General features: G+C 71.2%; 21 protein-coding genes, 1 tRNA gene and 2 pseudogenes. 21 read left to right on the plus strand and 3 right to left on the minus strand.

Features of this window, described 5'->3' with window-relative positions; translation table 11 throughout:
* On the plus strand, positions 1 to 153 hold a 153-nt coding region (locus ACZ4K2_RS05105; protein ID WP_467479559.1), incomplete at its 5' end, for a transposase.
* A gap of 56 nt (positions 154 to 209) precedes the next feature.
* Here the strand turns inward: ACZ4K2_RS05105 and ACZ4K2_RS05110 are convergent.
* From ACZ4K2_RS05110 to ACZ4K2_RS05120, 3 genes and pseudogenes are all read right to left on the minus strand, one after another.
* Positions 210 to 425: pseudogene (locus ACZ4K2_RS05110) on the minus strand (hypothetical protein); the annotation flags it as partial.
* Entirely contained in the window at positions 419 to 847 is a 429-nt protein-coding gene (locus ACZ4K2_RS05115; protein ID WP_467479407.1) for an ATP-binding protein, read from the minus strand. The pseudogene ACZ4K2_RS05110 and the gene ACZ4K2_RS05115, both read right to left, overlap by 7 nt.
* Before the next feature lie 305 nt (positions 848 to 1,152).
* Positions 1,153 to 1,224: transfer RNA gene (locus tag ACZ4K2_RS05120), tRNA-Arg, on the minus strand.
* Between the two features lie 166 nt (positions 1,225 to 1,390).
* Here ACZ4K2_RS05120 and ACZ4K2_RS05125 point away from each other — a divergent pair.
* The 20 genes and pseudogenes from ACZ4K2_RS05125 to ACZ4K2_RS05220 form a co-directional block, all read left to right on the plus strand.
* Positions 1,391 to 1,837: pseudogene (locus ACZ4K2_RS05125) on the plus strand (response regulator); the annotation flags it as partial.
* Positions 1,838 to 2,363: 526 nt separating this feature from the next.
* Complete coding sequence (gene nrtL, locus ACZ4K2_RS05130) at positions 2,364 to 3,431, plus strand: ArgS-related anticodon-binding protein NrtL (RefSeq protein ID WP_467479409.1); 1,068 nt, start codon at positions 2,364 to 2,366, stop codon at positions 3,429 to 3,431.
* Between the two features lie 54 nt (positions 3,432 to 3,485).
* Positions 3,486 to 4,877 (plus strand): diaminopimelate decarboxylase, encoded by a 1,392-nt coding sequence (lysA, locus tag ACZ4K2_RS05135; RefSeq protein ID WP_467479411.1) that lies wholly within the window; start codon positions 3,486 to 3,488, stop codon positions 4,875 to 4,877.
* Positions 4,878 to 5,036: 159 nt separating this feature from the next.
* A complete protein-coding gene (locus tag ACZ4K2_RS05140; protein WP_467479413.1) occupies positions 5,037 to 6,329 on the plus strand; it encodes a homoserine dehydrogenase in 1,293 nt (430 codons plus the stop codon).
* Between the two features lie 6 nt (positions 6,330 to 6,335).
* Positions 6,336 to 7,394 carry a threonine synthase gene (gene thrC / locus ACZ4K2_RS05145; protein WP_467479415.1) on the plus strand — a complete coding sequence of 353 codons (1,059 nt, stop codon included), beginning with the start codon at positions 6,336 to 6,338 and terminating at the stop codon, positions 7,392 to 7,394.
* 275 nt (positions 7,395 to 7,669) lie between these two features.
* On the plus strand, positions 7,670 to 8,587 hold the full coding sequence (gene thrB, locus ACZ4K2_RS05150) for a homoserine kinase (RefSeq protein ID WP_467479417.1): 918 nt from the start codon (positions 7,670 to 7,672) through the stop codon (positions 8,585 to 8,587).
* 403 nt (positions 8,588 to 8,990) lie between these two features.
* On the plus strand, positions 8,991 to 10,961 hold the full coding sequence (gene rho, locus ACZ4K2_RS05155) for a transcription termination factor Rho (RefSeq protein WP_467479419.1): 1,971 nt from the start codon (positions 8,991 to 8,993) through the stop codon (positions 10,959 to 10,961).
* Positions 10,962 to 11,386: 425 nt separating this feature from the next.
* The gene (locus ACZ4K2_RS05160) at positions 11,387 to 12,517 is read left to right on the plus strand and encodes an LCP family protein (RefSeq protein WP_467479421.1); all 1,131 of its coding nucleotides are present in this window, start codon (positions 11,387 to 11,389) and stop codon (positions 12,515 to 12,517) included.
* Positions 12,518 to 12,659: 142 nt separating this feature from the next.
* Positions 12,660 to 12,881 (plus strand): 50S ribosomal protein L31, encoded by a 222-nt coding sequence (rpmE, locus tag ACZ4K2_RS05165; protein ID WP_467479423.1) that lies wholly within the window; start codon positions 12,660 to 12,662, stop codon positions 12,879 to 12,881.
* A 121-nt stretch (positions 12,882 to 13,002) separates the two neighbouring features.
* The gene (gene prfA, locus ACZ4K2_RS05170; RefSeq protein WP_467479424.1) at positions 13,003 to 14,070 is read left to right on the plus strand and encodes a peptide chain release factor 1; all 1,068 of its coding nucleotides are present in this window, start codon (positions 13,003 to 13,005) and stop codon (positions 14,068 to 14,070) included.
* A 35-nt stretch (positions 14,071 to 14,105) separates the two neighbouring features.
* Entirely contained in the window at positions 14,106 to 14,951 is an 846-nt protein-coding gene (gene prmC, locus ACZ4K2_RS05175) for a peptide chain release factor N(5)-glutamine methyltransferase (RefSeq protein ID WP_467479426.1), read from the plus strand.
* A 52-nt stretch (positions 14,952 to 15,003) separates the two neighbouring features.
* Positions 15,004 to 15,651, plus strand: coding sequence for an L-threonylcarbamoyladenylate synthase (locus ACZ4K2_RS05180; protein ID WP_467479428.1), 648 nt, complete (start codon positions 15,004 to 15,006; stop codon positions 15,649 to 15,651).
* Positions 15,648 to 16,325, plus strand: coding sequence for an arsenate reductase/protein-tyrosine-phosphatase family protein (locus tag ACZ4K2_RS05185; RefSeq protein ID WP_467479429.1), 678 nt, complete (start codon positions 15,648 to 15,650; stop codon positions 16,323 to 16,325). Before ACZ4K2_RS05180 ends, ACZ4K2_RS05185 begins: the two co-directional genes overlap by 4 nt.
* Before the next feature lie 161 nt (positions 16,326 to 16,486).
* Positions 16,487 to 17,725, plus strand: coding sequence for a serine hydroxymethyltransferase (locus ACZ4K2_RS05190; protein WP_467479431.1), 1,239 nt, complete (start codon positions 16,487 to 16,489; stop codon positions 17,723 to 17,725).
* 182 nt (positions 17,726 to 17,907) lie between these two features.
* The gene (locus ACZ4K2_RS05195; protein WP_467479433.1) at positions 17,908 to 19,239 is read left to right on the plus strand and encodes an MraY family glycosyltransferase; all 1,332 of its coding nucleotides are present in this window, start codon (positions 17,908 to 17,910) and stop codon (positions 19,237 to 19,239) included.
* A 301-nt stretch (positions 19,240 to 19,540) separates the two neighbouring features.
* The gene (locus tag ACZ4K2_RS05200; protein WP_467479435.1) at positions 19,541 to 19,981 is read left to right on the plus strand and encodes a hypothetical protein; all 441 of its coding nucleotides are present in this window, start codon (positions 19,541 to 19,543) and stop codon (positions 19,979 to 19,981) included.
* A 210-nt stretch (positions 19,982 to 20,191) separates the two neighbouring features.
* Positions 20,192 to 21,037, plus strand: coding sequence for a F0F1 ATP synthase subunit A (gene atpB / locus ACZ4K2_RS05205; RefSeq protein ID WP_467479437.1), 846 nt, complete (start codon positions 20,192 to 20,194; stop codon positions 21,035 to 21,037).
* Between the two features lie 76 nt (positions 21,038 to 21,113).
* Complete coding sequence (gene atpE / locus ACZ4K2_RS05210; RefSeq protein ID WP_467479438.1) at positions 21,114 to 21,347, plus strand: ATP synthase F0 subunit C; 234 nt, start codon at positions 21,114 to 21,116, stop codon at positions 21,345 to 21,347.
* Positions 21,348 to 21,389: 42 nt separating this feature from the next.
* Positions 21,390 to 21,935, plus strand: coding sequence for a F0F1 ATP synthase subunit B (locus ACZ4K2_RS05215; RefSeq protein ID WP_467479440.1), 546 nt, complete (start codon positions 21,390 to 21,392; stop codon positions 21,933 to 21,935).
* The gene (locus tag ACZ4K2_RS05220; protein ID WP_467479442.1) at positions 21,932 to 22,747 is read left to right on the plus strand and encodes a F0F1 ATP synthase subunit delta; all 816 of its coding nucleotides are present in this window, start codon (positions 21,932 to 21,934) and stop codon (positions 22,745 to 22,747) included. The genes ACZ4K2_RS05215 and ACZ4K2_RS05220 overlap by 4 nt, the downstream gene beginning before the upstream one ends.
* Positions 22,748 to 22,776 lie beyond the last annotated feature (29 nt).

The following is a 22,776-nucleotide window of genomic DNA, read 5'->3' on the forward strand; positions in this document are numbered from 1 at the left end:
GCCTCCCACCGCAAGGTCCGCGCCCGCGTCGAGCACACCTTCGCCCGCATGAAGAGCTGGAAGATCCTGCGCGACTGCCGCCTCAGAGGCGAAGGCGTCCACCACGCCATGCTCGGCATTGCTCGCCTGCACAACCTCACCCTCACCGGATGACAGGCAAACGAGCAGGTCAACAAGCATGATCCGAAGCATTTACGGGACACCGTCTAGATGCGGCCCTCGTACAGCCACTCCCAAGCCTCGTCGGACGCGTCCGAGTCCAGTGCTGGTGAGATCGTGCGCAGCGTGACGGCTACCCAACGGTCGGCCTGGGGCGCCGAGTAGGCGTCAAACGCTGCCAGCAGTGCCGGCTGCCAGCCATCGGTCGCCAGGTCCTCGGTCCAGCACTCGCACCAGTAACCCCACTGTGGTGGCTTCGTCAGCACGGGTAGCCTCCCCGCCGGGCGTCCGAGTACAGCTCCGCGGTGACCGTGTGCCCCTGGTCGCTGTCGTGGACGACGACTCGGTGTGCGATCGCGCTGACCATGCCCAGTCCCCGGCCGTGCTCGGCGTCCTGGTCCTGGTGCTCGACCTTGGGTGCTGTGCCGGCGCCTCCGTCGTCCGTGACAGATAGGGCGACCACCTGCGCTGAGACCGCAACGGCCAGGTGGAAGCTGCCGTATGCCTGGCCGCTGGCCGTGTGGAGAATTGCGTTCGCGCTCAGCTCGCTCACGATCAGCTCGGCGTCCTCGGCTAAGGGCGAGCCTCGCAGGATGTCGCGGGTCCATCGGCGGGCCCGGCTCACCTCTTCCGGGAATCCTGGGCAACTGAGCCCCCAGACCCGGGCCGTACTCGTATACTCGAGCATACAAGTTCCTTCGTGCTGGTAGGCCGCCATGTGCAGCGGGTACGGGCGGTGTCGGCAGTCCTCGTGGGAGCCCGCTGGTAGCCCTGGTGGCGTGGTGATGTGTATCAAAGCGGCGGCGCCTGGCGGCGGTGCCGGCCTCGCCCTTTCACGGACCTCACCTGCGGCGATGCCCCAAGATCCCGTCCACGCCTCGTCCACAGACCCCGGCATACGGCCGCTTCGGGTCGCATACGCCTGCACATACGCGAAGACCCCGGCCTCAGCGTTTCCGCTGGTGACGGGGTCTTTGGGCACCTCATGCTGGGTGCCCCCGGCAGGATTCGAACCTGCGCACACGGCTCCGGAGGCCGTTGCTCTATCCCCTGAGCTACGGGGGCGTGTCTTGCGTTGAGCTCTTGCTCGCGGCGACGGGTAGAACACTAGCAGGTCCGGCGGGGTGATCAGGAACCCGTTTCCCGGGGCGGTGGGCGGGCGCGTCCCCTGTAGGGGGTGGAAGTGGGGAAAACCCGGACGCGGTGGCTGGTCCCGACCTACTCTCGATGTGTGCCAGGCGCTTCGGGTCGGGTGCTTGTTGTGGACGACAACAAGGTCATCCGGCAGTTGATCAGGGTCAACCTCGAGCTGGAAGGGCTGGAGGTCGTGACCGCGGCCGATGGTGCCGAGTGTCTTGAAGTCGTGCACCAGGTCCAGCCCGACCTGGTCACGCTCGACGTCGTCATGCCCCGGCTGGACGGGCTGCGCACCGCCGCCCGGCTTCGGGCCGACCCCCGTACCCGCCACCTGCCCCTCGCCATCATCAGCGCGTGCACCCAGCACGACGTCGAGGCCGGCCTCGACGTCGGTGTGGACGCCTTCCTCGCCAAGCCCTTCGAGCCCGCCGAGCTCGTACGGCTCGTCAAGCACCTCATCGAGCGGGAGAGCGGGCGTGGGGGAGCGGGCGGCGGGGGCCGGGGTGGAGGCAGTGGTGATGGGGGGTGTGGGCGGGAAGGTGACGGCCAGGAGGGCGTCCCTGGTGTTCCCGGCTCCGCCATCGATCCCGGTCCCGATGCCGCTGGCAGCTCTGCTGCTTCCAGCCTCGCCGGCCCTCCCAGCGCCACCGGTATCCCCAGTCCCCCCAGCGCCGCCGACGATCCCAGCACCCCCGACCCCGCCAGCACCGGCAACCCCGCCCCTGCCGGCACCCCCGACGCCCCCACCACCCCCCGTCCGCCCGGCGTCCCCCGTCAAGGCACCCCCTCAGGGCAAGGGACCCATCCAGGCCAACCAACCCCCTTCGACCAGGTAAGTCCCCCCGGCCAAGCAACCCCCTCCGCAGCCGACGGACCGCCGGCAGGCGAGGGTGCTTCCCCGGGCGGGGAAGCCAGAGGTACCGGATCCGGGCGGCCGGGGGTTTCCTGTGACGGGGCCCTGTCCGACGGGGTCTCGGGGGGTCTGGCCTTCGGCGGGTAGGGCAGCGCGGGGCGTACGGCCGTAACCGGGTCGCCTACCCACCCCCCTCCTCCCCTACGCTTGTCCCGTGACCCCCGTCGAGCTCTCCCGGACCGTGCTGCACGCCGTGCGCCGTGCCGTCGGCGACGGGGAGCTGAGCGTGACCGTTCCCGAGCGGGCCGTGGTGACCGAGCCGGGGCCCGGGGGGTGCGGGGACTTCTCCACGACCATCGCGCTGCGGCTCGCCCGGCCGGCCGGACAGCCGCCGCTGCGGGTCGCCGAGATCCTGCGCGCCCGCCTCGCCGCGGCCGCCGGCGTCCGGGACGTCGTCGTCACCGGGCCCGGGTTCCTCAACATCAGCCTCGACGCGCAGGCCGATCCCGTCACCGGGCTGGTGCGGGAGATCCGCGCGAAGGGCCCGCGGTACGGGCACGGGGACGCCCTCGCCGGGCAGGTCGTCGCGCTGCGCGTGCCGTACGAGGTGCGGGCCGAGGTCGTCGCCGACGCCGTCGTACGGCTCGTGCGGGCCCAGGGCGGCCGCGCCACCGTCGAGCACGGCGAGCCCGCCGACCTGCGGCCCGTGCCCGCGCCGGAGGACCCCGCCCCGCTCGGGCCCGACGCCGCCCGGTGGGCCCTGCTCCACCCCGCCCCGCACGACCGGCCCCGGATCACCGCCGAGCACCTGGTCCAGCGGGAGGGCAATCCGCTCTTCCGGGTGCGGTACGCGCACGCCCGCGTCCGCTCCCTGGGCCGCAACGCCGCCCGTCTCGGCTTCACCGCGGAGCCGGGTTCCGTCACGGCCCTCGACGAGGACAACGGTCCCGCCGTCAGCCGGAACGCCCCGCACACCCCCCACGCCCCGAACAGCCCCCGCGCCCCCCGCACTTCCCCCGCCCCCCATCCCCTCCTGACCCCCCTCGTCGACCACCCCCGCATCCTCGCCGTGGCCGCCACCCGTCGTGCCCCGGACCGGCTTGCCCGGCATCTCGTCACCGTCGCCGATGCCGTGCTGCCGCTGCTGCCCTTCGTGCTTCCCGTCGGCGAGGAGAAACCCTCGGCCGCCCACCGGGCCCGGCTGGCGCTCGCCGAAGCCGCCGGGACGGTGCTGGCCGGCGGCCTGTCCCTGCTCGGCATCGACGCACCCGAACATCTCTGAGGCGCCGCGAGCAGATGCGTCCCGGAGAGAGACAGAGAGTCTGAGAGTCACGTCATGAGCCGTTCCGCCCACCCCGCAGGACCCCGTCACGCCGACGTCCTGCCCGAGGGGCACTACTCCGCGCCGCCCGCCGACCTGAACGTCCTCGACCCCAAGGTGTGGGCCGAGACCGTCGGCCGGGACGAGGACGGCGCGGTCACCGTCGGGGGCGTGTCCGTCACCCGGCTCGCCGAGGAGTTCGGCACGCCCGCGTACGTCCTGGACGAGGCCGACTTCCGGTCCCGGGCGCGTAGTTGGCGTACCGCGTTCGGTCCGGACGCCGACGTCTTCTACGCCGGGAAGGCGTTCCTCTCCCGGGCCGTCGTGCGGTGGCTGCACGAGGAGGGGCTCAACCTCGACGTGTGCTCCGGGGGTGAGCTGGCCACCGCGCTGAGCGCCGGGATGCCCGCCGAGCGCATCGCCTTCCACGGCAACAACAAGTCCGTCGAGGAGATCCGCCGGGCCGTGGAGGCGGGCGTCGGGCGGATCGTGCTCGACTCCTTCCAGGAGATCGTGCGGGTCGCCCACACGGCGCAGTCGCTCGGGAAGCGGCAGAAGGTCCAGATCCGGATCACCGTGGGCGTCGAGGCGCACACGCACGAGTTCATCGCCACCGCCCACGAGGACCAGAAGTTCGGCATCCCGCTCGCCGGGGGGCAGGCCGCCGAGGCCGTACGGCGGGCCCTGCGGCTCGACGGGCTGCAACTGATCGGGATCCACTCGCACATCGGGTCGCAGATCTTCGACATGTCGGGCTTCGAGGTGGCCGCGCACCGGGTGGTCGGGCTGCTCAAGGACATCCGGGACGAGCACGGGGTCGAGCTGCCCGAGATCGACCTCGGCGGCGGGCTCGGCATCGCCTACACGAGTGGCGACGACCCCCGCGAGCCGCACGAGATCGCCAAGGCGCTCACCGAGATCGTCACGCGGGAGTGCGAGTCGGCCAGGCTGCGCACGCCGCGGATCTCCGTGGAGCCGGGGCGGGCCATCGTCGGCCCGACCGCCTTCACCCTCTACGAGGTGGGCACCGTCAAGCCGCTGGACGGGCTGCGGACGTACGTCTCCGTCGACGGCGGCATGTCGGACAACATCCGGACCGCGCTGTACGACGCGGAGTACAGCGTCGCGCTCGTCTCCCGCGCCTCGGACGCCGAGCCGATGCTCGCGCGGGTCGTGGGCAAGCACTGCGAGAGCGGGGACATCGTGGTGAAGGACGCGTTCCTGCCGGCCGACCTGGCGCCGGGCGATCTGATCGCGGTGCCGGCCACCGGCGCGTACTGCCGGTCCATGGCCAGCAACTACAACCACGTGCTCCGGCCGCCCGTCGTCGCCGTACGGGACGGGGCCGCCCGGGTGATCGTCCGTCGTGAGACGGAGGAGGATCTGCTGCGTCTCGACGTCGGGTGACGCACTGCGCCGGGCCGGGAGGTCAAGGGCCGGAAGATCTCCGGTCCAGCCGTCCCGTAGAAATGAAATAGATGTCTCACGATCCGGACGAAGGGTAGAAACTCCCGTCCGGTGAGTGAGACTGGTCGAACCGAACACGGTATGAGGAAACGAGGTCGGATGATGCGTACGCGTCCGCTGAAGGTGGCGCTGCTGGGCTGTGGAGTGGTCGGCTCAGAGGTGGCGCGCATCATGACGACGCACGCCGCCGACCTCGCGGCCCGTATCGGGGCCCCGGTCGAACTCGCCGGTGTGGCCGTACGGCGCACCGGCAAGGAGCGCGAGGGCATCGACCCCGCGCTCGTCACCACCGACGCCACCGCCCTCGTCAAACGCGGGGACATCGACGTGGTGGTCGAGGTCATCGGGGGCATCGAGCCCGCCCGGACGCTGATCACCACCGCCTTCGAGCACGGTGCCTCGGTCGTCTCCGCCAACAAGGCGCTGCTCGCCCAGGACGGCGCCGCCCTGCACGCCGCCGCCGGGCGGCACGGCAAGGACCTCTACTACGAGGCCGCCGTCGCCGGCGCGATCCCGCTGATCCGGCCGCTGCGCGAGTCGCTCGCCGGCGACAAGGTCAACCGGGTGCTCGGCATCGTCAACGGCACCACCAACTTCATCCTCGACAAGATGGACTCCACCGGCGCCGGGTACCAGGAGGCGCTGGACGAGGCCACCGCCCTCGGGTACGCGGAGGCCGACCCGACCGCCGACGTCGAGGGCTTCGACGCCGCCGCCAAGGCCGCCATCCTGGCCGGCATCGCCTTCCACACGCGCGTGCGGCTGGACGACGTCTACCGCGAGGGCATGACGGAGGTCACCGCCTCCGACTTCCGCTCCGCCAAGGAGATGGGCTGCACCATCAAGCTGCTCGCCATCTGCGAGCGGTCCAAGGACGGCGCCTCGGTCACCGCGCGCGTGCATCCCGCCATGATCCCGCTGAGCCATCCGCTCGCCTCGGTGCGCGGCGCGTACAACGCCGTCTTCGTCGAGTCCGACGCCGCCGGGCAGCTCATGTTCTACGGCCCCGGCGCCGGCGGTTCGCCCACCGCCTCCGCCGTCCTCGGGGATCTCGTCGCCGTCTGCCGCAACCGGCTGAACGGTGCCACCGGTCCCGGCGAGTCGGCGTACGCCGACCTGACGGTCTCCTCGATGGGCGAGGTCGTCACGCGGTACCACATCAGCCTGGACGTCGCGGACAAGCCGGGTGTGCTCGCCCAGGTCGCGACCGTCTTCGCCGAGCACGGGGTGTCGATCGACACCGTTCGGCAGCAGGGCAAGGACGGCGAGGCCTCCCTCGTCGTCGTCACCCACCGGGCCTCCGACGCCTCCCTGTCCGGGACCGTCGGGGCATTGCGCAAGCTCGACACCGTGCGGGGTGTCGCCAGCATCATGCGGGTTGAAGGAGAGTAACCAGCAATGACCCACCAGTGGCGCGGAATCATCGAGGAGTACCGGGACCGGCTGCCGGTCTCCGACACCACGCCGGTCGTGACGCTGCGCGAGGGCGGCACGCCGCTCGTCCCCGCGCAGGTGCTCTCCGAGCGGACGGGCTGTGAGGTCCACCTCAAGGTGGAGGGGGCCAACCCCACCGGGTCCTTCAAGGACCGCGGCATGACCATGGCCATCAGCAAGGCCAAGGAGGAGGGCGCGAAGGCCGTCATCTGCGCCTCCACCGGCAACACCTCCGCCTCCGCCGCGGCGTACGGGGTGCGGGCGGGCATGGTGTCCGCCGTGCTGGTGCCGCAGGGCAAGATCGCCCTCGGCAAGATGGGCCAGGCCCTCGTGCACGGAGCGAAGATCCTCCAGGTCGACGGAAACTTCGACGACTGCCTCACCCTCGCCCGGGAGCTGAGCGAGAACTACCCCGTGGCGCTGGTGAATTCGGTCAACCCGGTGCGCATCGAGGGGCAGAAGACGGCCGCCTTCGAAATCGTCGACATGCTCGGCGACGCGCCCGACATCCACGTCCTCCCGGTGGGCAACGCGGGCAACATCACCGCCTACTGGAAGGGCTACAAGGAGTACGCCGCCGACGGCATCGCCACCCGGAAGCCCCGCATGTGGGGCTTCCAGGCCTCCGGCAGCGCCCCGATCGTGCGCGGCGAGGTGGTGAAGGACCCGTCGACCATCGCCACCGCCATCCGCATCGGCAACCCGGCCTCCTGGGACTTCGCGCTGGCCGCGCGGGACGAGTCCGGCGGCGCCATCGACGAGGTGACGGACCGTGAGATCCTGCGCGCCTACCGGCTGCTGGCCGCGCAGGAGGGCGTCTTCGTGGAGCCCGCCTCCGCCGCCTCCGTGGCCGGTCTGCTGAAGGCGGCCGAGCAGGGCAGGGTCGACCCGGGCCAGCGGATCGTCTGCACGGTCACCGGCAACGGCCTGAAGGACCCCGACTGGGCCGTCGCCGGCGCGCCGCAGCCGGTCACCGTCCCGGTCGACGCGGCCACCGCCGCCGAGCGCCTCGGCCTCGCCTGAGCGCCGCCGGTCCGGTGAATCCCTGACACGGGGCACAGGGGGCTTGCGACACGCATCGTGCGCCTCCTGTGCGCCCTATGTCGCCGCAGAACCTTCCTTCGATAAGCTGTGGTGGAACCCGCCTGCCGCATATGCCCCCGCGTGGGGCACGGTGCCGCGCCGTCTCCGCGGTCCCACGGGTCCTCGCACGTCGAACCGCCGGCAGTCCACCGGATGACCATCGGATCCCCGAGCGTCATCCGCCCCCCAAGCAGTCCAAGGAGAGTCTTCGAGCGATGGCCGGTCCCGCCTTCCGCGCCGCCGCCGTCCGGGTGCGCGTTCCCGCCACCAGCGCCAATCTCGGCCCGGGCTTCGACGCCCTGGGCCTCGCGCTGGGGCTGTACGACGACGTCGTCGTCCGGGTGGCCGACTCCGGGCTGCACATCGACATCGCGGGCGAGGGCGGCGAGACCCTCCCGCGCGACGAGAGCCACCTCCTCGTCCGTTCCCTGCGCACCGCCTTCGACCTGCTGGGCGGGCAGCCCCGCGGCCTGGAGATCGTCTGCGCCAACCGCATCCCGCACGGTCGCGGTCTGGGCTCCTCCTCCGCCGCCATCTGCGCCGGCATCGTCGCCGCCCGCGCCGTGACCATAGGCGGCGAGGCCCGTCTGGACGACGCGGCCCTGCTGGAACTGGCCACCGAGATCGAGGGCCACCCGGACAACGTGGCCGCCTGTCTGCTCGGCGGTTTCACCCTGTCCTGGATGGAGGCCGGCACCGCCCGGGCCATCAGGATGGACCCGCACGATTCCATCGTTCCGGTGGTTTTCGTGCCCGGAAAGCCGGTACTGACCGAGACCGCGCGCGGCCTGCTCCCGCGCACCGTGCCGCACGTCGACGCCGCCGCCAACGCGGGCCGCGCCGCCCTGCTGGTCGAAGCGCTGACCAGGCGTCCCGAGCTGCTGTTGCCCGCCACGGAGGACCGCCTCCACCAGGAGTACCGCGCCCCGGCCATGCCGGACAGCGCCGCGCTGGTGGAGCGGCTGCGCGCCGACGGCATCCCGGCCGTCATCTCCGGCGCCGGGCCGACCGTGATGGCGCTCGCCGACACCGGGAGCGCCGACAAGGTGTCCCACCTCGCGGGCGCGGGCTGGGCCGCCAACCGGCTGGACCTGGACGTACAGGGAGCGAGCGTGCTGCCGCTCGCGACCTGAGACACGGTTGCCGGATATGGAGAGGGGGAATGTTTGTTGGATCCGGTAGTGTTAATCTCAAGTCTGCACCCGACCTCACCATGGCGAGGTGCCTCGTGTCCCCGTCCGGGACAGACATTCTTCCGGGAGCCTCCCGCGCCACTCCGTGTTCCCTGCGCCGTACCTGGGCAGTACGTCGTATGCGAGCGCTGAGCGGGCCGCCGGGCACACTTCGGAACAGGTGCTACCACGCCGCGTGACACCGGGTGCCACGACTCGCGGAAGCGCCGTCACCGCACATTTCCTCCGCCGTTTTGGCGGACCACCGCCCCGGCACGGTTCACCGAAGACAGGACCGTAGCCGGACAGCACAACCGGTCGCCGAGCCAGACAGGCCGACGTCCGCTCCAGGGAAGGACCCTTCGTGAGCGACACCACCGATCTGATGGGCGCACGTGTCGAGGAGACCGCTGCCGCGCCCGCCACGGACGCCTCCGCGCCTGCCTCCGGTGCCGGCTCCCGGCGGCGCCGTGGTACCGGCCTCGAGGGCATGGTGCTGGCCGAGTTGCAGCAGGTTGCCTCGGGTCTCGGGATCAGGGGCACCGCGCGCATGCGCAAGAGCCAGCTGATCGAGGTCATCAAGGAGGCGCAGGCCGCCGGCGGCGCCCCCAAGGCGGCGGCCGCCCCCGCCGGCGACGCCACCGAGACCAAGCCGAAGCGCCGGGCCACCTCCAAGGCCCGCACCGGCGAGGACGCCGAGAAGAAGGCGGAGGGCAAGACCGAGGCCGCCGCCGAGAAGGCCCAGCAGCAGATCGAGATCCCCGGTCAGCCCGCGTCCGACGACGCCCCGGCCGAGCGCCGCCGCCGCCGTGCCACCGCCGAGGCGGGCAGCCCGGCCCAGAACGGCGCCGAGTCCGCCGCCGAGGGCAAGGGCGAGGCCAGGGCCGAGGCGCCCGCGCAGCAGCAGGGCGACGCCAAGGGCGACGCCGGTGACGGCGAGGGCCGTGGCCGCCGCGACCGCCGTGAGCGCGGCCGCGACCGCGACCGCGACCGCGACCGCCGCAACAAGGGTGACGACCAGCAGGGCGGCCAGCGGCAGCAGGGCCAGCAGCAGGGCGGCGGCCGGCAGGACCGGCAGCAGCAGCAGGACGACGACGACTTCGAGGGCGGCCGCCGTGGCCGTCGCGGTCGCTACCGCGACCGCCGTGGCCGTCGTGGCCGCGACGAGATCGCCGAGCCGCAGGTCGCCGACGACGACGTGCTGATCCCCGTCGCGGGCATCCTCGACATCCTCGACAACTACGCCTTCATCCGGACCTCCGGCTACCTGCCGGGCCCGAACGACGTGTACGTCTCCCTCGCCCAGGTCCGCAAGAACGGCCTGCGCAAGGGCGACCACATCACCGGTGCGGTCCGCCAGCCGAAGGAGGGCGAGCGCCGGGAGAAGTTCAACGCGCTGGTCCGCCTCGACTCCGTCAACGGCATGGCGCCCGAACACGGCCGCGGCCGCCCGGAGTTCAACAAGCTGACCCCGCTCTACCCGCAGGACCGCCTCCGCCTGGAGACGGACCCGGGCGTGCTGACGACCCGCATCATCGACCTGGTCTCGCCGATCGGCAAGGGCCAGCGCGGTCTGATCGTGGCCCCGCCGAAGACCGGCAAGACCATGATCATGCAGGCGATCGCCAACGCGATCACGCACAACAACCCCGAGTGCCACCTGATGGTCGTCCTGGTCGACGAGCGTCCGGAAGAGGTCACCGACATGCAGCGGTCGGTCAAGGGCGAGGTCATCTCCTCGACCTTCGACCGCCCGGCCGAGGACCACACCACGGTCGCCGAGCTGGCCATCGAGCGCGCCAAGCGCCTGGTGGAACTGGGCCACGACGTGGTCGTGCTGCTCGACTCCATCACCCGTCTGGGCCGCGCCTACAACCTGGCCGCGCCCGCCTCCGGCCGCATCCTGTCCGGTGGTGTCGACTCGACCGCGCTGTACCCGCCGAAGCGGTTCTTCGGTGCGGCGCGGAACATCGAGGACGGCGGCTCGCTGACCATCCTCGCCACCGCCCTGGTGGACACCGGGTCCCGCATGGACGAGGTGATCTTCGAGGAGTTCAAGGGCACCGGCAACATGGAGCTCAAGCTCGACCGGAAGCTCGCCGACAAGCGCATCTTCCCCGCGGTGGACGTCGACGCGTCCGGCACCCGCAAGGAGGAGATCCTGCTCGGCAACGACGAGCTGGCCGTCGTCTGGAAGCTCCGCCGGGTGCTGCACGCGCTCGACCAGCAGCAGGCGATCGAGCTGCTCCTCGACAAGATGAAGCAGACCAAGTCGAACGGCGAGTTCCTGATGCAGATCCAGAAGACGACGCCGACGCCGGGCAACGGCGACTGACCGCCGTCGAGGTGACACACTCGGCCGGCCACGGTTCCCCGTGGCCGGCCGAGCCGTTTCCACGGCCTCCCCGCCGTCGCCGGCCCGCGTCCGGTACGAGGCCGGGCGGCCCGGGCCCGGTGCGCGCCGGGCGGTCCGCGCGAGCGGTACGGTGCCGGGCGCGCCCGCGAGACCTTCGCCACACCCCGGGCCGCCCGGGCGGGTTTGCGACAGGACCGCGCCCTTGGCCGAAAACGCAGGTGAGCCGGGTTCGCCCGGCTCGTCCGGCCGGGTACCGGGCCCGTCGCCCCGGGCGGTGGGCCCTTCGCGGCGTGCAACCCTGTCCCGAGTTTCCCCGTCTGTCCGTGCGGAGCGACGATGGAGCGGTGAGGACCGCACCCGACCCCGACCGCAGGGAGTAACCCGAAGCCGAGACTAGGAGCGATGTGGCCGCCGAGAGCACGCCCGGGCCCGGGATAACCGGACCGGGCACGACCGGACCCCGCCGACGGGGCAAGGGACGCCGGCGCAAGGTGTCCGGAAGGGGCCGCAAGGCCCTGCGCGCCGCGGCCTGGACGGCCGCGGGCGTGATCGTGCTGGGCGGCACCGGCGCGGGGTACGTGTTCTTCAAGCTCAACGGCAACCTCCGCAGCGTCGACATCAACCAGGCCCTCGGCGCCGACCGGCCCACGAAGATCGACAACGGCTCCGAGAACATCCTGGTCCTCGGCTCGGACAGCCGCTCCGGCACGAACAGGAAGCTCGGCGGCGGCACCGACGACGGCAGCGCCCGCTCCGACACGGCGATGATCGTCCACGTGGACGAGGGCCACGAGCGGGCCAGTGTCGTCTCCATCCCCCGGGACACCCTCGTCGACCGCCCCGAGTGCACCGACACCCAGGGCGGCACGCACCCCGCCGCGTCCGGCGTGATGTTCAACGAGTCGTACTCCACCGGAGGCGCGGCCTGCGCGGTGAAGACCGTGGAGGCCGTCTCCGGCATCCGCATGGACCACTACCTGGAGGTCGACTTCGAGGGCTTCCAGCAGCTCGTCGACGACCTCGGCGGCGTGCGGATCACCACCACCGAGGACATCCGCGACCCGCGCAGCCACCTGGACCTCAAGGCGGGCTCCCACACCCTGGACGGCGAGCAGGCCCTCGGCCTGGTCCGCACCCGGCACGGCGTGGGCGACGGCTCGGACCTGGGCCGCATCCAGCTCCAGCAGGCGTTCGTCAAGGCACTGCTCGACCAGGTCAGGCACGTCGGCGTCCTCACGAACCCGAAGAAGCTGTACGACCTCGCCGACACCGCCACCAAGGCCGTCACCACCGACTCCGACCTCGGCTCGGTCAACTCGCTGATGGACTTCGCGGACGGCCTGAAGGGCATCGGCCCGTCCCACATGAAGATGGTCACGATGCCGGTCCGGTACGACCCGGCCAACCCCAACCGTGTCCTCCTCGAACAGGACAAGGCCGCGCTGGTGTGGGACGCCCTGAAGGCCGACCGGCCGATCCCCGCGGCGGCCACCGAGGGCACGGCCACCGGCGAGGCCCAGGGCGTCGTGCGCTGACCGCGCGACCCGGAATAGAACAACCGCACCCCCGGTTTGGGTGGATGGCCCCAGTCCTGGCAGACTGGTACGTCGGCCCCGGTTCACGCTCCCCGCATCCCGCGGCGGCGACCCGGAGCCCTCCCGAAACCTAGGAGAAACCTTGAAGCGCGACATCCACCCCGCGTACGTCGAGACGCAGGTCAGCTGCACCTGTGGCGCGTCGTTCACCACCCACAGCACCATCGAGTCCGGCACCATCCGGGCCGAGGTCTGCTCCGAGTGCCACCCGTTCTACACGGGCAAGCAGAAGATCCTCGACACCGGTGGCCGTGTGGCCCGCTTCGAGGCCCGCTTCGGCAAGGCTGCCGGCTCCAAGAAGTAGCGAGCCCCATTCCGCCGGTCCACGGCCGCGCCCCTTTTCCCGGGGGTGTGCCCGGGACCGGCGTTTTTGGTCGCCCCTCCTTCCCTCTCCACCGCAGTCACCGCAGTACAGGAGCCGAAAGATGTTCGAGGCCGTCGAGGAACTCGTCGCCGAGCACGCCGACCTGGAGAAGAAGCTCGCCGATCCGTCGGTCCACGCCGACCAGGCGAACGCGCGCAAGCTGAACAAGCGCTACGCCGAGCTGACCCCGATCGTCGCCACGTACCGCTCCTGGAAGCAGACCGGTGACGACATCGAGACCGCACGCGAGTTCGCCGCCGCGGACCCCGACTTCGCGGCCGAGGTCAAGGACCTGGAGAAGCAGCGCGAGGAGCTGACCGAGAAGCTGCGGCTGCTGCTCGTCCCGCGCGACCCCAGCGACGACAAGGACGTCATCCTCGAGATCAAGGCGGGCGCGGGCGGCGACGAGTCCGCCCTGTTCGCCGGCGACCTGCTGCGGATGTACCTGCGCTACGCCGAGCGCGTCGGCTGGAAGACCGAGATCATCGACGCCACCGAGTCCGAGCTGGGCGGCTACAAGGACGTCCAGGTCGCGGTGAAGGCCCGCGGGCAGATCGAACCGGGGCAGGGCGTCTGGGCCCGGCTGAAGTACGAGGGCGGTGTGCACCGCGTGCAGCGGGTGCCGGCGACCGAGTCCCAGGGCCGCATCCACACGTCCGCGGCCGGTGTCCTCGTCACCCCGGAGGCGGAGGAGGTCGACGTCGAGATCAACCCCAACGACCTCCGCATCGACGTCTACCGGTCCTCGGGCCCGGGCGGCCAGTCCGTGAACACCACCGACTCCGCCGTGCGCATCACGCACCTCCCGACCGGTGTCGTGGCCTCCTGCCAGAACGAGAAGAGCCAGCTCCAGAACAAGGAGCAGGCACTGCGTATCCTGCGCTCCAGGCTGCTGGCCGCGGCGCAGGAGGAGGCGGAGCGGGAGGCCGCCGATGCCCGCCGCAGCCAGGTCCGCACCGTCGACCGCTCCGAGAAGATCCGCACCTACAACTTCCCGGAGAACCGCATCTCGGACCACCGCGTCGGCTTCAAGGCGTACAACCTGGACCAGGTCCTGGACGGCGAGCTCGCCGCCGTCATCCAGGCCTGCGTCGACGCCGACTCGGCGGCGAAACTCGCCGCCGCGTAACACAAGCACGCACCAGCACGACACGGAGGACTCGCGTGAACCTGCTGCTCGCCGAGGTGGCCCAGGCCACCCAGCGGCTGGCCGACGCCGGCGTGCCCTCGCCGCGCACCGACGCGGAGGAGCTGGCCGCGTTCGTGCACGGAGTGAAGCGCGGTGAACTGCACTCCGTGAAGGACGCGGACTTCGACGCCCGGTACTGGGAGGTCATCGCCCGGCGCGAACAGCGCGAGCCGCTCCAGCACATCACCGGCCGCGCCTACTTCCGGTACCTGGAGCTTCAGGTCGGGCCCGGGGTGTTCGTGCCTCGGCCGGAGACCGAGTCCGTGGTCGGCTGGGCGATAGACGCGGTCCGCGCCATGGACGTGGTCGAGCCGTGCATCGTCGACCTGTGCACCGGCTCCGGCGCCATCGCGCTCGCCCTCGCCCAGGAGGTCCCGCGCTCGCGCGTGCACGCCGTGGAGCTGTCCGAGGACGCCCTCGTGTGGACCCGGAAGAACGTCGCCGGGTCCCGGGTCGACCTGCGCCAGGGCGACGCGCTCACCGCCTTCCCGGACCTCGACGGCCAGGTCGACCTGGTCGTCTCCAACCCGCCGTACATCCCGCTCACCGAATGGGAGTACGTCGCCCCCGAGGCCCGCGACTACGACCCCGAGCTGGCGCTGTTCTCCGGTGAGGACGGGCTCGACCTGATCCGGGGCATCGAACGCACCGCGCACCGGCTGCTGCGACCGGGCGGTGTCGTCGTGATCGAGCACGCCGACACCCAGGGCGGCCAGGTGCCGTGGATCTTCACCGAGGAGCGGGGCTGGGCCGACGCGGCCGACCACCCCGACCTCAACAACCGGCCACGCTTCGCCACCGCCCGCAAGGCGCTGCCGTGACCATCCCGCTGACTTCAACCCCGCAGTACGTGTACGAGGAGGCCCGCTAGACATGGCACGGCGATACGACACCAATGACGCGACCGACCGTGTGACGGGTCTGCGCGAGGCCGCGTCCGCCGTCCGCCGGGGCGAACTGGTGGTGCTGCCGACCGACACGGTGTACGGCATCGGCGCCGACGCGTTCTCCTCGGAGGCGGTCGCCGACCTGCTCGCCGCCAAGGGCCGGGGCCGCAACATGCCCACACCCGTCCTCATCGGCTCCCCGAACACCCTGCACGGCCTCGTCACGGACTTCTCCGAGATGGCCTGGGAACTGGTCGACGCGTTCTGGCCCGGCGCCCTGACGCTCGTCGCCAAGCACCAGCCGTCCCTCCAGTGGGACCTCGGCGACACCCGCGGCACGGTGGCCGTGCGCATGCCGCTGCACCCGGTCGCCATCGAGCTGCTCACCGAGTTCGGCCCGATGGCCGTCTCCTCCGCCAACCTCACCGGCCACCCGGCGCCCGAGGACTGCGACGCCGCCCAGCAGATGCTCGGCGACTCCGTCTCCGTCTACCTCGACGGCGGCCGCACCCCGGGCAACGTCCCGTCGTCCATCGTGGACGTCTCCCGCGAGGTGCCGGTGCTGCTGCGCCAGGGCGCGCTCTCCGCGGAGGAGCTGCGCAAGGTCGTACCCGACCTTGAGGTGGCGAATTGACGGCCCCTGAAGCGGGGCGTGGCATAGGCGGCGGGAGCTACAGCGCGGAGGAGACGACGACGTTCGGGTTTCCCCGTGACACCTTCCGCATCCTCCACGTCAGCACCGGCAACGTGTGCCGCTCGCCCATCACCGAGCGGCTGACCCGCCACTTCGTCGCGGAGCGGCTCGGCGTACTCGGCGGCGGGCTGATCGTGGAGAGCGCGGGCACCTGGGGGCACGAGGGTGCGCCCATGGAGGCCAACGCGGAGGCCGTACTCGCCGAGTTCGGGGCGGACGCCGCCGGCTTCACCGGCCGCGAGCTGCTGGACGAGCACGTCATCATGGCCGACCTGGTGCTGACCGCCACCCGCGACCACCGCGCCCAGGTCATCTCCATGGGGCACTCGGCGGGCCTGCGCACCTTCACCCTGAAGGAGTTCACCCGTCTGGTCCGGGCGATAGACCCGGCCACCCTGCCGCCGCTGGAGGACGGGGTCGTCATGCGGGCCCGGGCGCTGGTGCGCGCGGCGGCGGCGCTGCGCGGCTGGCTGCTCGCCCCGACCGCCGACGCGGACGAGGTGTACGACCCGTACGGCGCCCCGCTGCCCTTCTTCCGGTCCATCGGCGACGAGATACGGGAGGCGCTGGACCCGGTCGTCACCGCGCTGACGGGCGTGGCCGCCCACACCTGAGCCGGGCCCGCGCGACCGGCGGACGGGCCCGTGCGGACCGGGCCGGACCGGGCCGGACCGGGGTGGACCCGGGTGGACGAGCCCGGCCGGGACGGCCGCGCGCCCGCCGCACCCCGGGCCTACATTGGGGATACGCCACCGTCGACCGCCCGGAGTCCGCCATGTCGGTCACCACCGCCCACGAGACCGACGTCCTGCGGCGGCAGGACCCGGCGATGGCCGAGATCCTGCTCGGGGAGCTGGCCCGGCAGTCCACCACGCTCCAGCTGATCGCCGCCGAGAACTTCTGCTCGCCGGCCGTGCTCGCCGCCCTCGGCTCGCCCCTCGCCAACAAGTACGCCGAGGGCTACCCGGCGGCCCGGCACCACGGCGGCTGCGAGATCGTCGACGTCGCCGAGCGCGCCGCCGTCGAGCGGGCCAGGGCCCTGTTCGGGGCCGAGCACGCCAACGTCCAGCCGCACTCCGGCTCCTCCGCCGTCCTCGCCGCCTACGCCGCGCTGCTGCGCCCCGGCGACACCGTCCTCGCGCTCGGCCTGCCCTACGGCGGGCACCTCACCCACGGCTCACCGGCGAACTTCTCCGGCCGCTGGTTCGACTTCGTCGGCTACGGCGTCGACGCCGAGACCGGGCTGATCGACCACGACCAGGTGCGCCACCTGGCCCGCAACCACCGGCCCAAGGCCATCGTGTGCGGCTCCATCGCCTACCCCCGCCACCTCGACTACGCCTTCTTCCGCGAGGTCGCCGACGAGGTCGGCGCGTACCTGATCGCGGACGCGGCGCACCCGATCGGGCTGGTCGCAGGGGGAGCGGCACCCAACCCGGTGCCGTACGCGGACATCGTGTGCGCGACCACCCACAAGGTGCTGCGCGGTCCGCGCGGCGGGATGGTCCTGTGCGGGGCCGAGCTGGCCGAGCGCGTCGACCGGGCCGTGTTCCCGTTCACCCAGGGCGGCGCCCAGATGCACACCATCGCGGCCAAGGCGGTCGCGTTCGGCGAGGCGGCGGCACCGGCCTTCACCACGTACGCGCACCGGGTGGTCGCCAACGCCCGGGTGCTGGCCGGCCACCTGGCCGCGGAGGGGCTGGCCGTGACGACCGGCGGCACGGACACCCACCTGATCACCGCGGACCCGGCCCCGCTCGGCGTGGACGGCCGCAGCGCGCGCGGCCGGCTCCTCGCGGCCGGCCTCGTGCTGGACTGCTGCGTGCTGCCGCACGGCGACGGCCGGGGCCTGCGCCTGGGCACGGCCGCGGTGACCACCCAGGGCATGGGCGAGCCGGAGATGGTCCGGATCGCGGCGCTGCTCGCGGCCGTGCTGCGGGCGGAGACAGAACCGGCCGCGGCCCGCGAGGAGGTGCGCGTGCTCACCGGCCGGTTCCCGCCGTATCCCGGCTGAGCGGGGGTGAACGCCATCCCGTACACCCCGGTGTGTCCCGTTTTGCGGGGCGCCCGGGGTCCGGCGGAGCGTGGCGCACAGCACCACGTGCAACCATCGTCGCTACCCGGCAGTCCTCATCCATATGCATCCGTCGCTAGGGTGTGGGGCGGTGATGGCCAGCGAGACCTGTGGGGAAGCCCGTGCGTGAATACCTGCTGACGCTCTGCATCACGGCCGCGGTGACGTATCTGCTGACAGGGCCGGTACGGAAGTTCGCGATCGTGGCCGGGGCGATGCCGGAGATCCGGGCCCGGGACGTGCACCGGGAACCCACTCCGCGGCTCGGCGGTATCGCGATGTTCTTCGGTCTGTGCGCGGGCCTGCTGGCCGCGGACCACCTGACCAACCTCAACGAGGTCTTCGCCAAGTCCAACGAGCCGCGGGCCCTGCTCTCCGGCGCCGCCCTGATCTGGCTGATCGGCGTCCTGGACGACAAGTTCGAGATCGACGCCCTGATCAAGCTGGGCGGCCAGATGATCGCCGCGGGCGTGATGGTCATGCAGGGACTGACGATCCTGTGGCTGCCCGTCCCCGGCGTCGGCAACGTGGCGCTGACCCAGTGGCAGGGCACGCTGCTGACGGTGGCGCTGGTCGTCATCACGATCAACGCGGTGAACTTCGTCGACGGCCTGGACGGCCTCGCCGCCGGCATGGTGTGCATCGCCGCGGCGGCGTTCTTCCTCTACGCCTACCGCGTCTGGGTGTCCTACGGCATCGAGGCCGCCGCCCCCGCCACGCTGTTCGCGGCGATCCTGATGGGCATGTGCCTGGGCTTCCTGCCGCACAACATGCACCCCGCGCGTATCTTCATGGGCGACTCGGGCTCGATGCTGATCGGCCTGGTGCTGGCGGCCGGCGCCATCTCCATCACCGGCCAGGTGGACCCGGACGCGCTGAACCTGTACGCGGGTTCGGAGAAGGCGGCGGTGCACCAGACGGTGCCGGTCTACATCCCGCTGCTGCTCCCGCTGACGATCATCGCCGTGCCGACGGCCGACCTGGTCCTGGCGATCGTCCGGCGCACCTGGCGCGGCCAGTCCCCGTTCGCCGCGGACCGCGGCCACCTGCACCACCGGCTGCTGGAGATCGGGCACTCGCACAGCCGGGCCGTGCTGATCATGTACTTCTGGTCGGCGCTGATCGCCTTCGGCGCGCTCGCCTACTCGGTCAACTCGGCGTCCATGTGGATCGTGCTGGGTGTCGTCTTCCTCAGCGCGATCGGACTCGTCCTGCTGCTGCTCCCGCGCTTCCGGCCGCGGGTGCCGGTGTGGGCGCAGCGGTTCGTGCCGCCGCGGTACCGGAGGCGGCGCCGGTCGCCCGAGGAGCAGGCGGCGGAGTCGGTGGAGGCGTCGGACGCGGTGGCGCGGGAGGCCGCCGGCGCGGCGGAGTGCGCGCCCGTTCCGGCCGGTGTCTCGGGCGTCAACGGGGCGACCGCGATCGGCGCTCGTTCGCGTTTCGTTGATCGTCGTTGAGACGCCCAAGGTAAGAATCTGACTAGAGCATTGCCAAGACGTGGGGGAACGAAGCCCCCTAATACCAGACAAGACGGCTCGGTTTTTGCACAGACGGGCGCCGTCACTCTCATGTGTGACAGCCAGCACACCAAGCAGGTAAAGACCTCATCAAATAGTTTGTGATACGGTTCACGAGAACCCCGGATAGAGCCGATGGACCCCACTGCGAGGGTCCGAAGGTGTGAGGTCTCGATCACTCAGCCCGGGACTACGCTCGTCCATGACGACACCTGCCCCCTGTGAAAGCGGAGTTGCCGCCATGCCGTCCAATGACGCCCGGATCCTGGCCCAAGCCGCCGTACCCACGGCTGCCGCCGGCGCGATTGCCGCCGTCGTCAGCGGTGTGGTCGCGGGCGGCAAGGGAGCGGTCGGGGCAGTCGTCGGAACGCTGGTCGTGCTCGTGTTCATGGGTCTCGGCCTCTACGTGCTCCAGCGCACCGCAAAATCTTTTCCGCAGCTGTTCCAGATGATGGGCCTGATGCTCTACGCGGCCCAGCTGCTGCTGATGGTCGTCTTCGTCGCCCTGTTCAAGAACACCACGCTGTTCAACCCCCGGGCCTTCGCCATCACGCTCGTCGCCTCCACCCTGGTGTGGATCGCCGCCCAGGCGCGGGCGCACATGAAGGCCAAGATCTTCTACGTCGATCCCGATGCCTCGTCGAAGGGCGACAAGCCCGAGAAGACAGGGCACTCGTCGTGAGAGGTAGGGCCGGGATAAGGGCGCACGAGAGATGCTGCTATCGTCCGGTGCCAACTGCGGCATCGCGGGCGCGGGCATCTGAGCTGACGCCTGCTCGATCGCGAGGCGAGATGCCCCCCAGTCGCCCCCACATCCGTAACACCAGTCCCGTGCCGACCCGCGGCTGTGCGCCGCGCCGACACAACGAGGTTGCCGTATCTATGCGCCACGATGAAGGAGCCCTCGGTGAGTGCTGACCCGACGCAGACGCTCGCTTTCGACTCGAGCTGTCACCTGTTCAACGGGTGTGGCTTTGACAACGTCGCTCCGGGCCTGCACTCGTTCCTCTTCGAGCCGCTCTGGGGCAACGCAGACGGCAACGGCTTCTACTTCAACAAGCCGATGCTGCTGGCGCTGCTGGGCTCCATCGTCGTGGTGGTCTTCTTCTGGGCGGCGTTCGCGAGGCCCAAGGTGGTCCCGGGCAAGCTCCAGCTGATCGCCGAGGCCGGCTACGACTTCGTCCGCCGTGGCATCGTCTACGAGACGATCGGCAAGAAGGAAGGCGAGAAGTACGTCCCGCTCGTCGTCGCGCTGTTCTTCTTCGTCTGGATGATGAACCTCTGGTCGATCGTCCCGGTCGCCCAGTTCCCGGTGACGTCGATCATCGCTTACCCGATCGTCCTCGCCGCGATCGTCTACCTGGTCTGGGTGCCGCTGACCTTCAAGAGGCACGGGTTCGTCGGCGCCTTCAAGAACTTCACCGGCTACGACAAGTCGCTCGGCCCGGTGCTGCCCCTGGCGATGACGATCGAGTTCTTCTCCAACCTCCTCGTCCGGCCGTTCACCCACGCCGTGCGACTCTTCGCGAACATGTTCGCGGGTCACACGCTGCTGGTGCTGTTCACGGTCGCCAGCTGGTACATGCTGAACGGCATCGGCATCGCCTACTCCGGCGTCTCGTTCGTGATGACGATCGTCATGACCGCCTTCGAGCTGTTCATCCAGGCTGTCCAGGCGTACGTCTTCGTGCTGCTGACCTGCTCCTACATTCAGGGCGCGCTCGCCGAACACCACTGAGAGCACCCCTGCTTTCGCTCCCACAGTCGTCCGGTGGCCAACCCCCACCGGTCCGTACAGAAAAGGAAGAACTGGCATGTCCCAGATCCTCGCTGCTGCTGATGGCGTCACCGGCTCGCTCAGCTCCGTCGGTTACGGTCTCGCCGCGATCGGCCCCGGCGTCGGCGTCGGCATCATCTTCGGTAACGGTACCCAGGCGCTCGCCCGTCAGCCCGAGGCGGCCGGTCTGATCCGTGCCAACCAGATCCTGGGCTTCGCGTTCTGTGAGGCGCTGGCCCTGATCGGCCTCGTCATGCCGTTCGTCTACTAAGACGAACGTCAGAGACAGCCCTATTCGACGAAAGGCACTGAGATGACCCACTCATGGGTTCAGTTTGCGGCGGAGAAGGAGAACCCTCTCATTCCGCCGTGGCCGGAGCTCGTCATCGGCCTGATCGCCTTCGTCATCGTCTTCGGCTTCCTCGCCAAGAAGCTCCTCCCGAACATCAACAAGGTTCTGGAAGAGCGTCGCGAGGCCATCGAGGGCGGTATCGAAAAGGCCGAGGCCGCGCAGACCGAGGCCCAGAGCGTCCTGGAGCAGTACAAGGCCCAGCTCGCCGAAGCCCGGCACGAGGCCGCGCGGCTGCGCCAGGAGGCGCAGGAGCAGGGTGCCACCCTCATCGCCGAGATGCGGGCCGAGGGCCAGCGGCAGCGCGAGGAGATCGTCGCCGCCGGTCACACCCAGCTCGACGCCGACCGCAAGGCCGCCGCGTCCGCGCTGCGCCAGGACGTCGGCAGGCTCGCCACCGAACTGGCCGGCAAGCTCGTCGGCGAGTCCCTCGAGGACCACGCCCGCCAGAGCCGTGTGATCGACCGCTTCCTCGACGAGCTCGAGGAGAAGGCCGAGGCCACGCGATGAACGGAGCGAGCCGCGAGGCCCTGGCAGCCGCACGCGAGCGTCTCGACGCGCTGACGGACTCCACGTCCGTGGACGCCGTGAGGCTCGCCGACGAGCTGGCGGCCGTCACCGCGCTGCTCGACCGCGAGGCCGGCCTGCGCCGGGTCCTCACCGACCCGGCGCAGTCCTCCGAGGCGAAGGCCCAGCTGGTCCAGCGCCTGATCGGCGGCCAGGTCAGCGGTGCCACCGCCGACCTGGTGTCCGGGCTGGCCCGGTCCCGATGGTCGCAGCCCCGCGACCTGGTGGACGCGCTGGAGGAGCTGGCGGACGTCGCCGACCTGACGGCGGCGGAGAAGACGGGCACCCTCGACGACGTCGAGGACGAGCTGTTCCGGTTCGGCCGGATCGTCTCCTCCAACACCGGGCTGCGCGCCGCGCTCACCGACCGAGCCGCCGGCGCCCAGGCCAAGTCCGAGCTGCTGAGCCGGCTCCTGGGCGGGCGGGCCAAGCCGGCCACCGAGCGTCTGGTGACGCGCCTGGCGACCGCGCCGCGTGGACGTAGCCTGGAGTCGGGACTGGAGTCCCTGTCCAAGCTCGCCGCGGAGCGCCGGAACCGCATGGTCGCCGTCGTCACCTCGGCGGTGCCGCTGAGCGACGGACAGCGGGAGCGCCTCGGCGCTGCCCTGGCCAAGCTCTACGGGCGCCCGATGCACCTGAACCTCGACGTCGACCCCGAGGTCGTCGGCGGCATCCGGGTGCAGGTCGGCGACGAGGTCATCAACGGCTCGATCGCGGACCGGCTCGACGAGGCCGCCCGCCGCATGGCGAGCTAGCAGCAACTCGACATCCAAAGCAGTACGTA

This window comes from Streptomyces sp. NPDC025833 (assembly GCF_055558055.1).

What these genes read in the sequence shown, in the direction of transcription:
- ACZ4K2_RS05115 (WP_467479407.1), bottom strand. Translation starts at nt 847, where the DNA reads ATGCTCGAGTATACGAGTACGGCCCGGGTCTGGGGGCTCAGTTGCCCA.
- lysA (WP_467479411.1), top strand. Translation starts at nt 3,486, where the DNA reads ATGAGCCGTTCCGCCCACCCCGCAGGACCCCGTCACGCCGACGTCCTG.
- ACZ4K2_RS05140 (WP_467479413.1), top strand. Translation starts at nt 5,037, where the DNA reads ATGATGCGTACGCGTCCGCTGAAGGTGGCGCTGCTGGGCTGTGGAGTG.
- thrC (WP_467479415.1), top strand. Translation starts at nt 6,336, where the DNA reads ATGACCCACCAGTGGCGCGGAATCATCGAGGAGTACCGGGACCGGCTG.
- thrB (WP_467479417.1), top strand. Translation starts at nt 7,670, where the DNA reads ATGGCCGGTCCCGCCTTCCGCGCCGCCGCCGTCCGGGTGCGCGTTCCC.
- prfA (WP_467479424.1), top strand. Translation starts at nt 13,003, where the DNA reads ATGTTCGAGGCCGTCGAGGAACTCGTCGCCGAGCACGCCGACCTGGAG.
- ACZ4K2_RS05180 (WP_467479428.1), top strand. Translation starts at nt 15,004, where the DNA reads ATGGCACGGCGATACGACACCAATGACGCGACCGACCGTGTGACGGGT.
- ACZ4K2_RS05190 (WP_467479431.1), top strand. Translation starts at nt 16,487, where the DNA reads ATGTCGGTCACCACCGCCCACGAGACCGACGTCCTGCGGCGGCAGGAC.
- ACZ4K2_RS05200 (WP_467479435.1), top strand. Translation starts at nt 19,541, where the DNA reads ATGCCGTCCAATGACGCCCGGATCCTGGCCCAAGCCGCCGTACCCACG.
- atpB (WP_467479437.1), top strand. Translation starts at nt 20,192, where the DNA reads ATGAAGGAGCCCTCGGTGAGTGCTGACCCGACGCAGACGCTCGCTTTC.
- atpE (WP_467479438.1), top strand. Translation starts at nt 21,114, where the DNA reads ATGTCCCAGATCCTCGCTGCTGCTGATGGCGTCACCGGCTCGCTCAGC.
- ACZ4K2_RS05215 (WP_467479440.1), top strand. Translation starts at nt 21,390, where the DNA reads ATGACCCACTCATGGGTTCAGTTTGCGGCGGAGAAGGAGAACCCTCTC.
- ACZ4K2_RS05220 (WP_467479442.1), top strand. Translation starts at nt 21,932, where the DNA reads ATGAACGGAGCGAGCCGCGAGGCCCTGGCAGCCGCACGCGAGCGTCTC.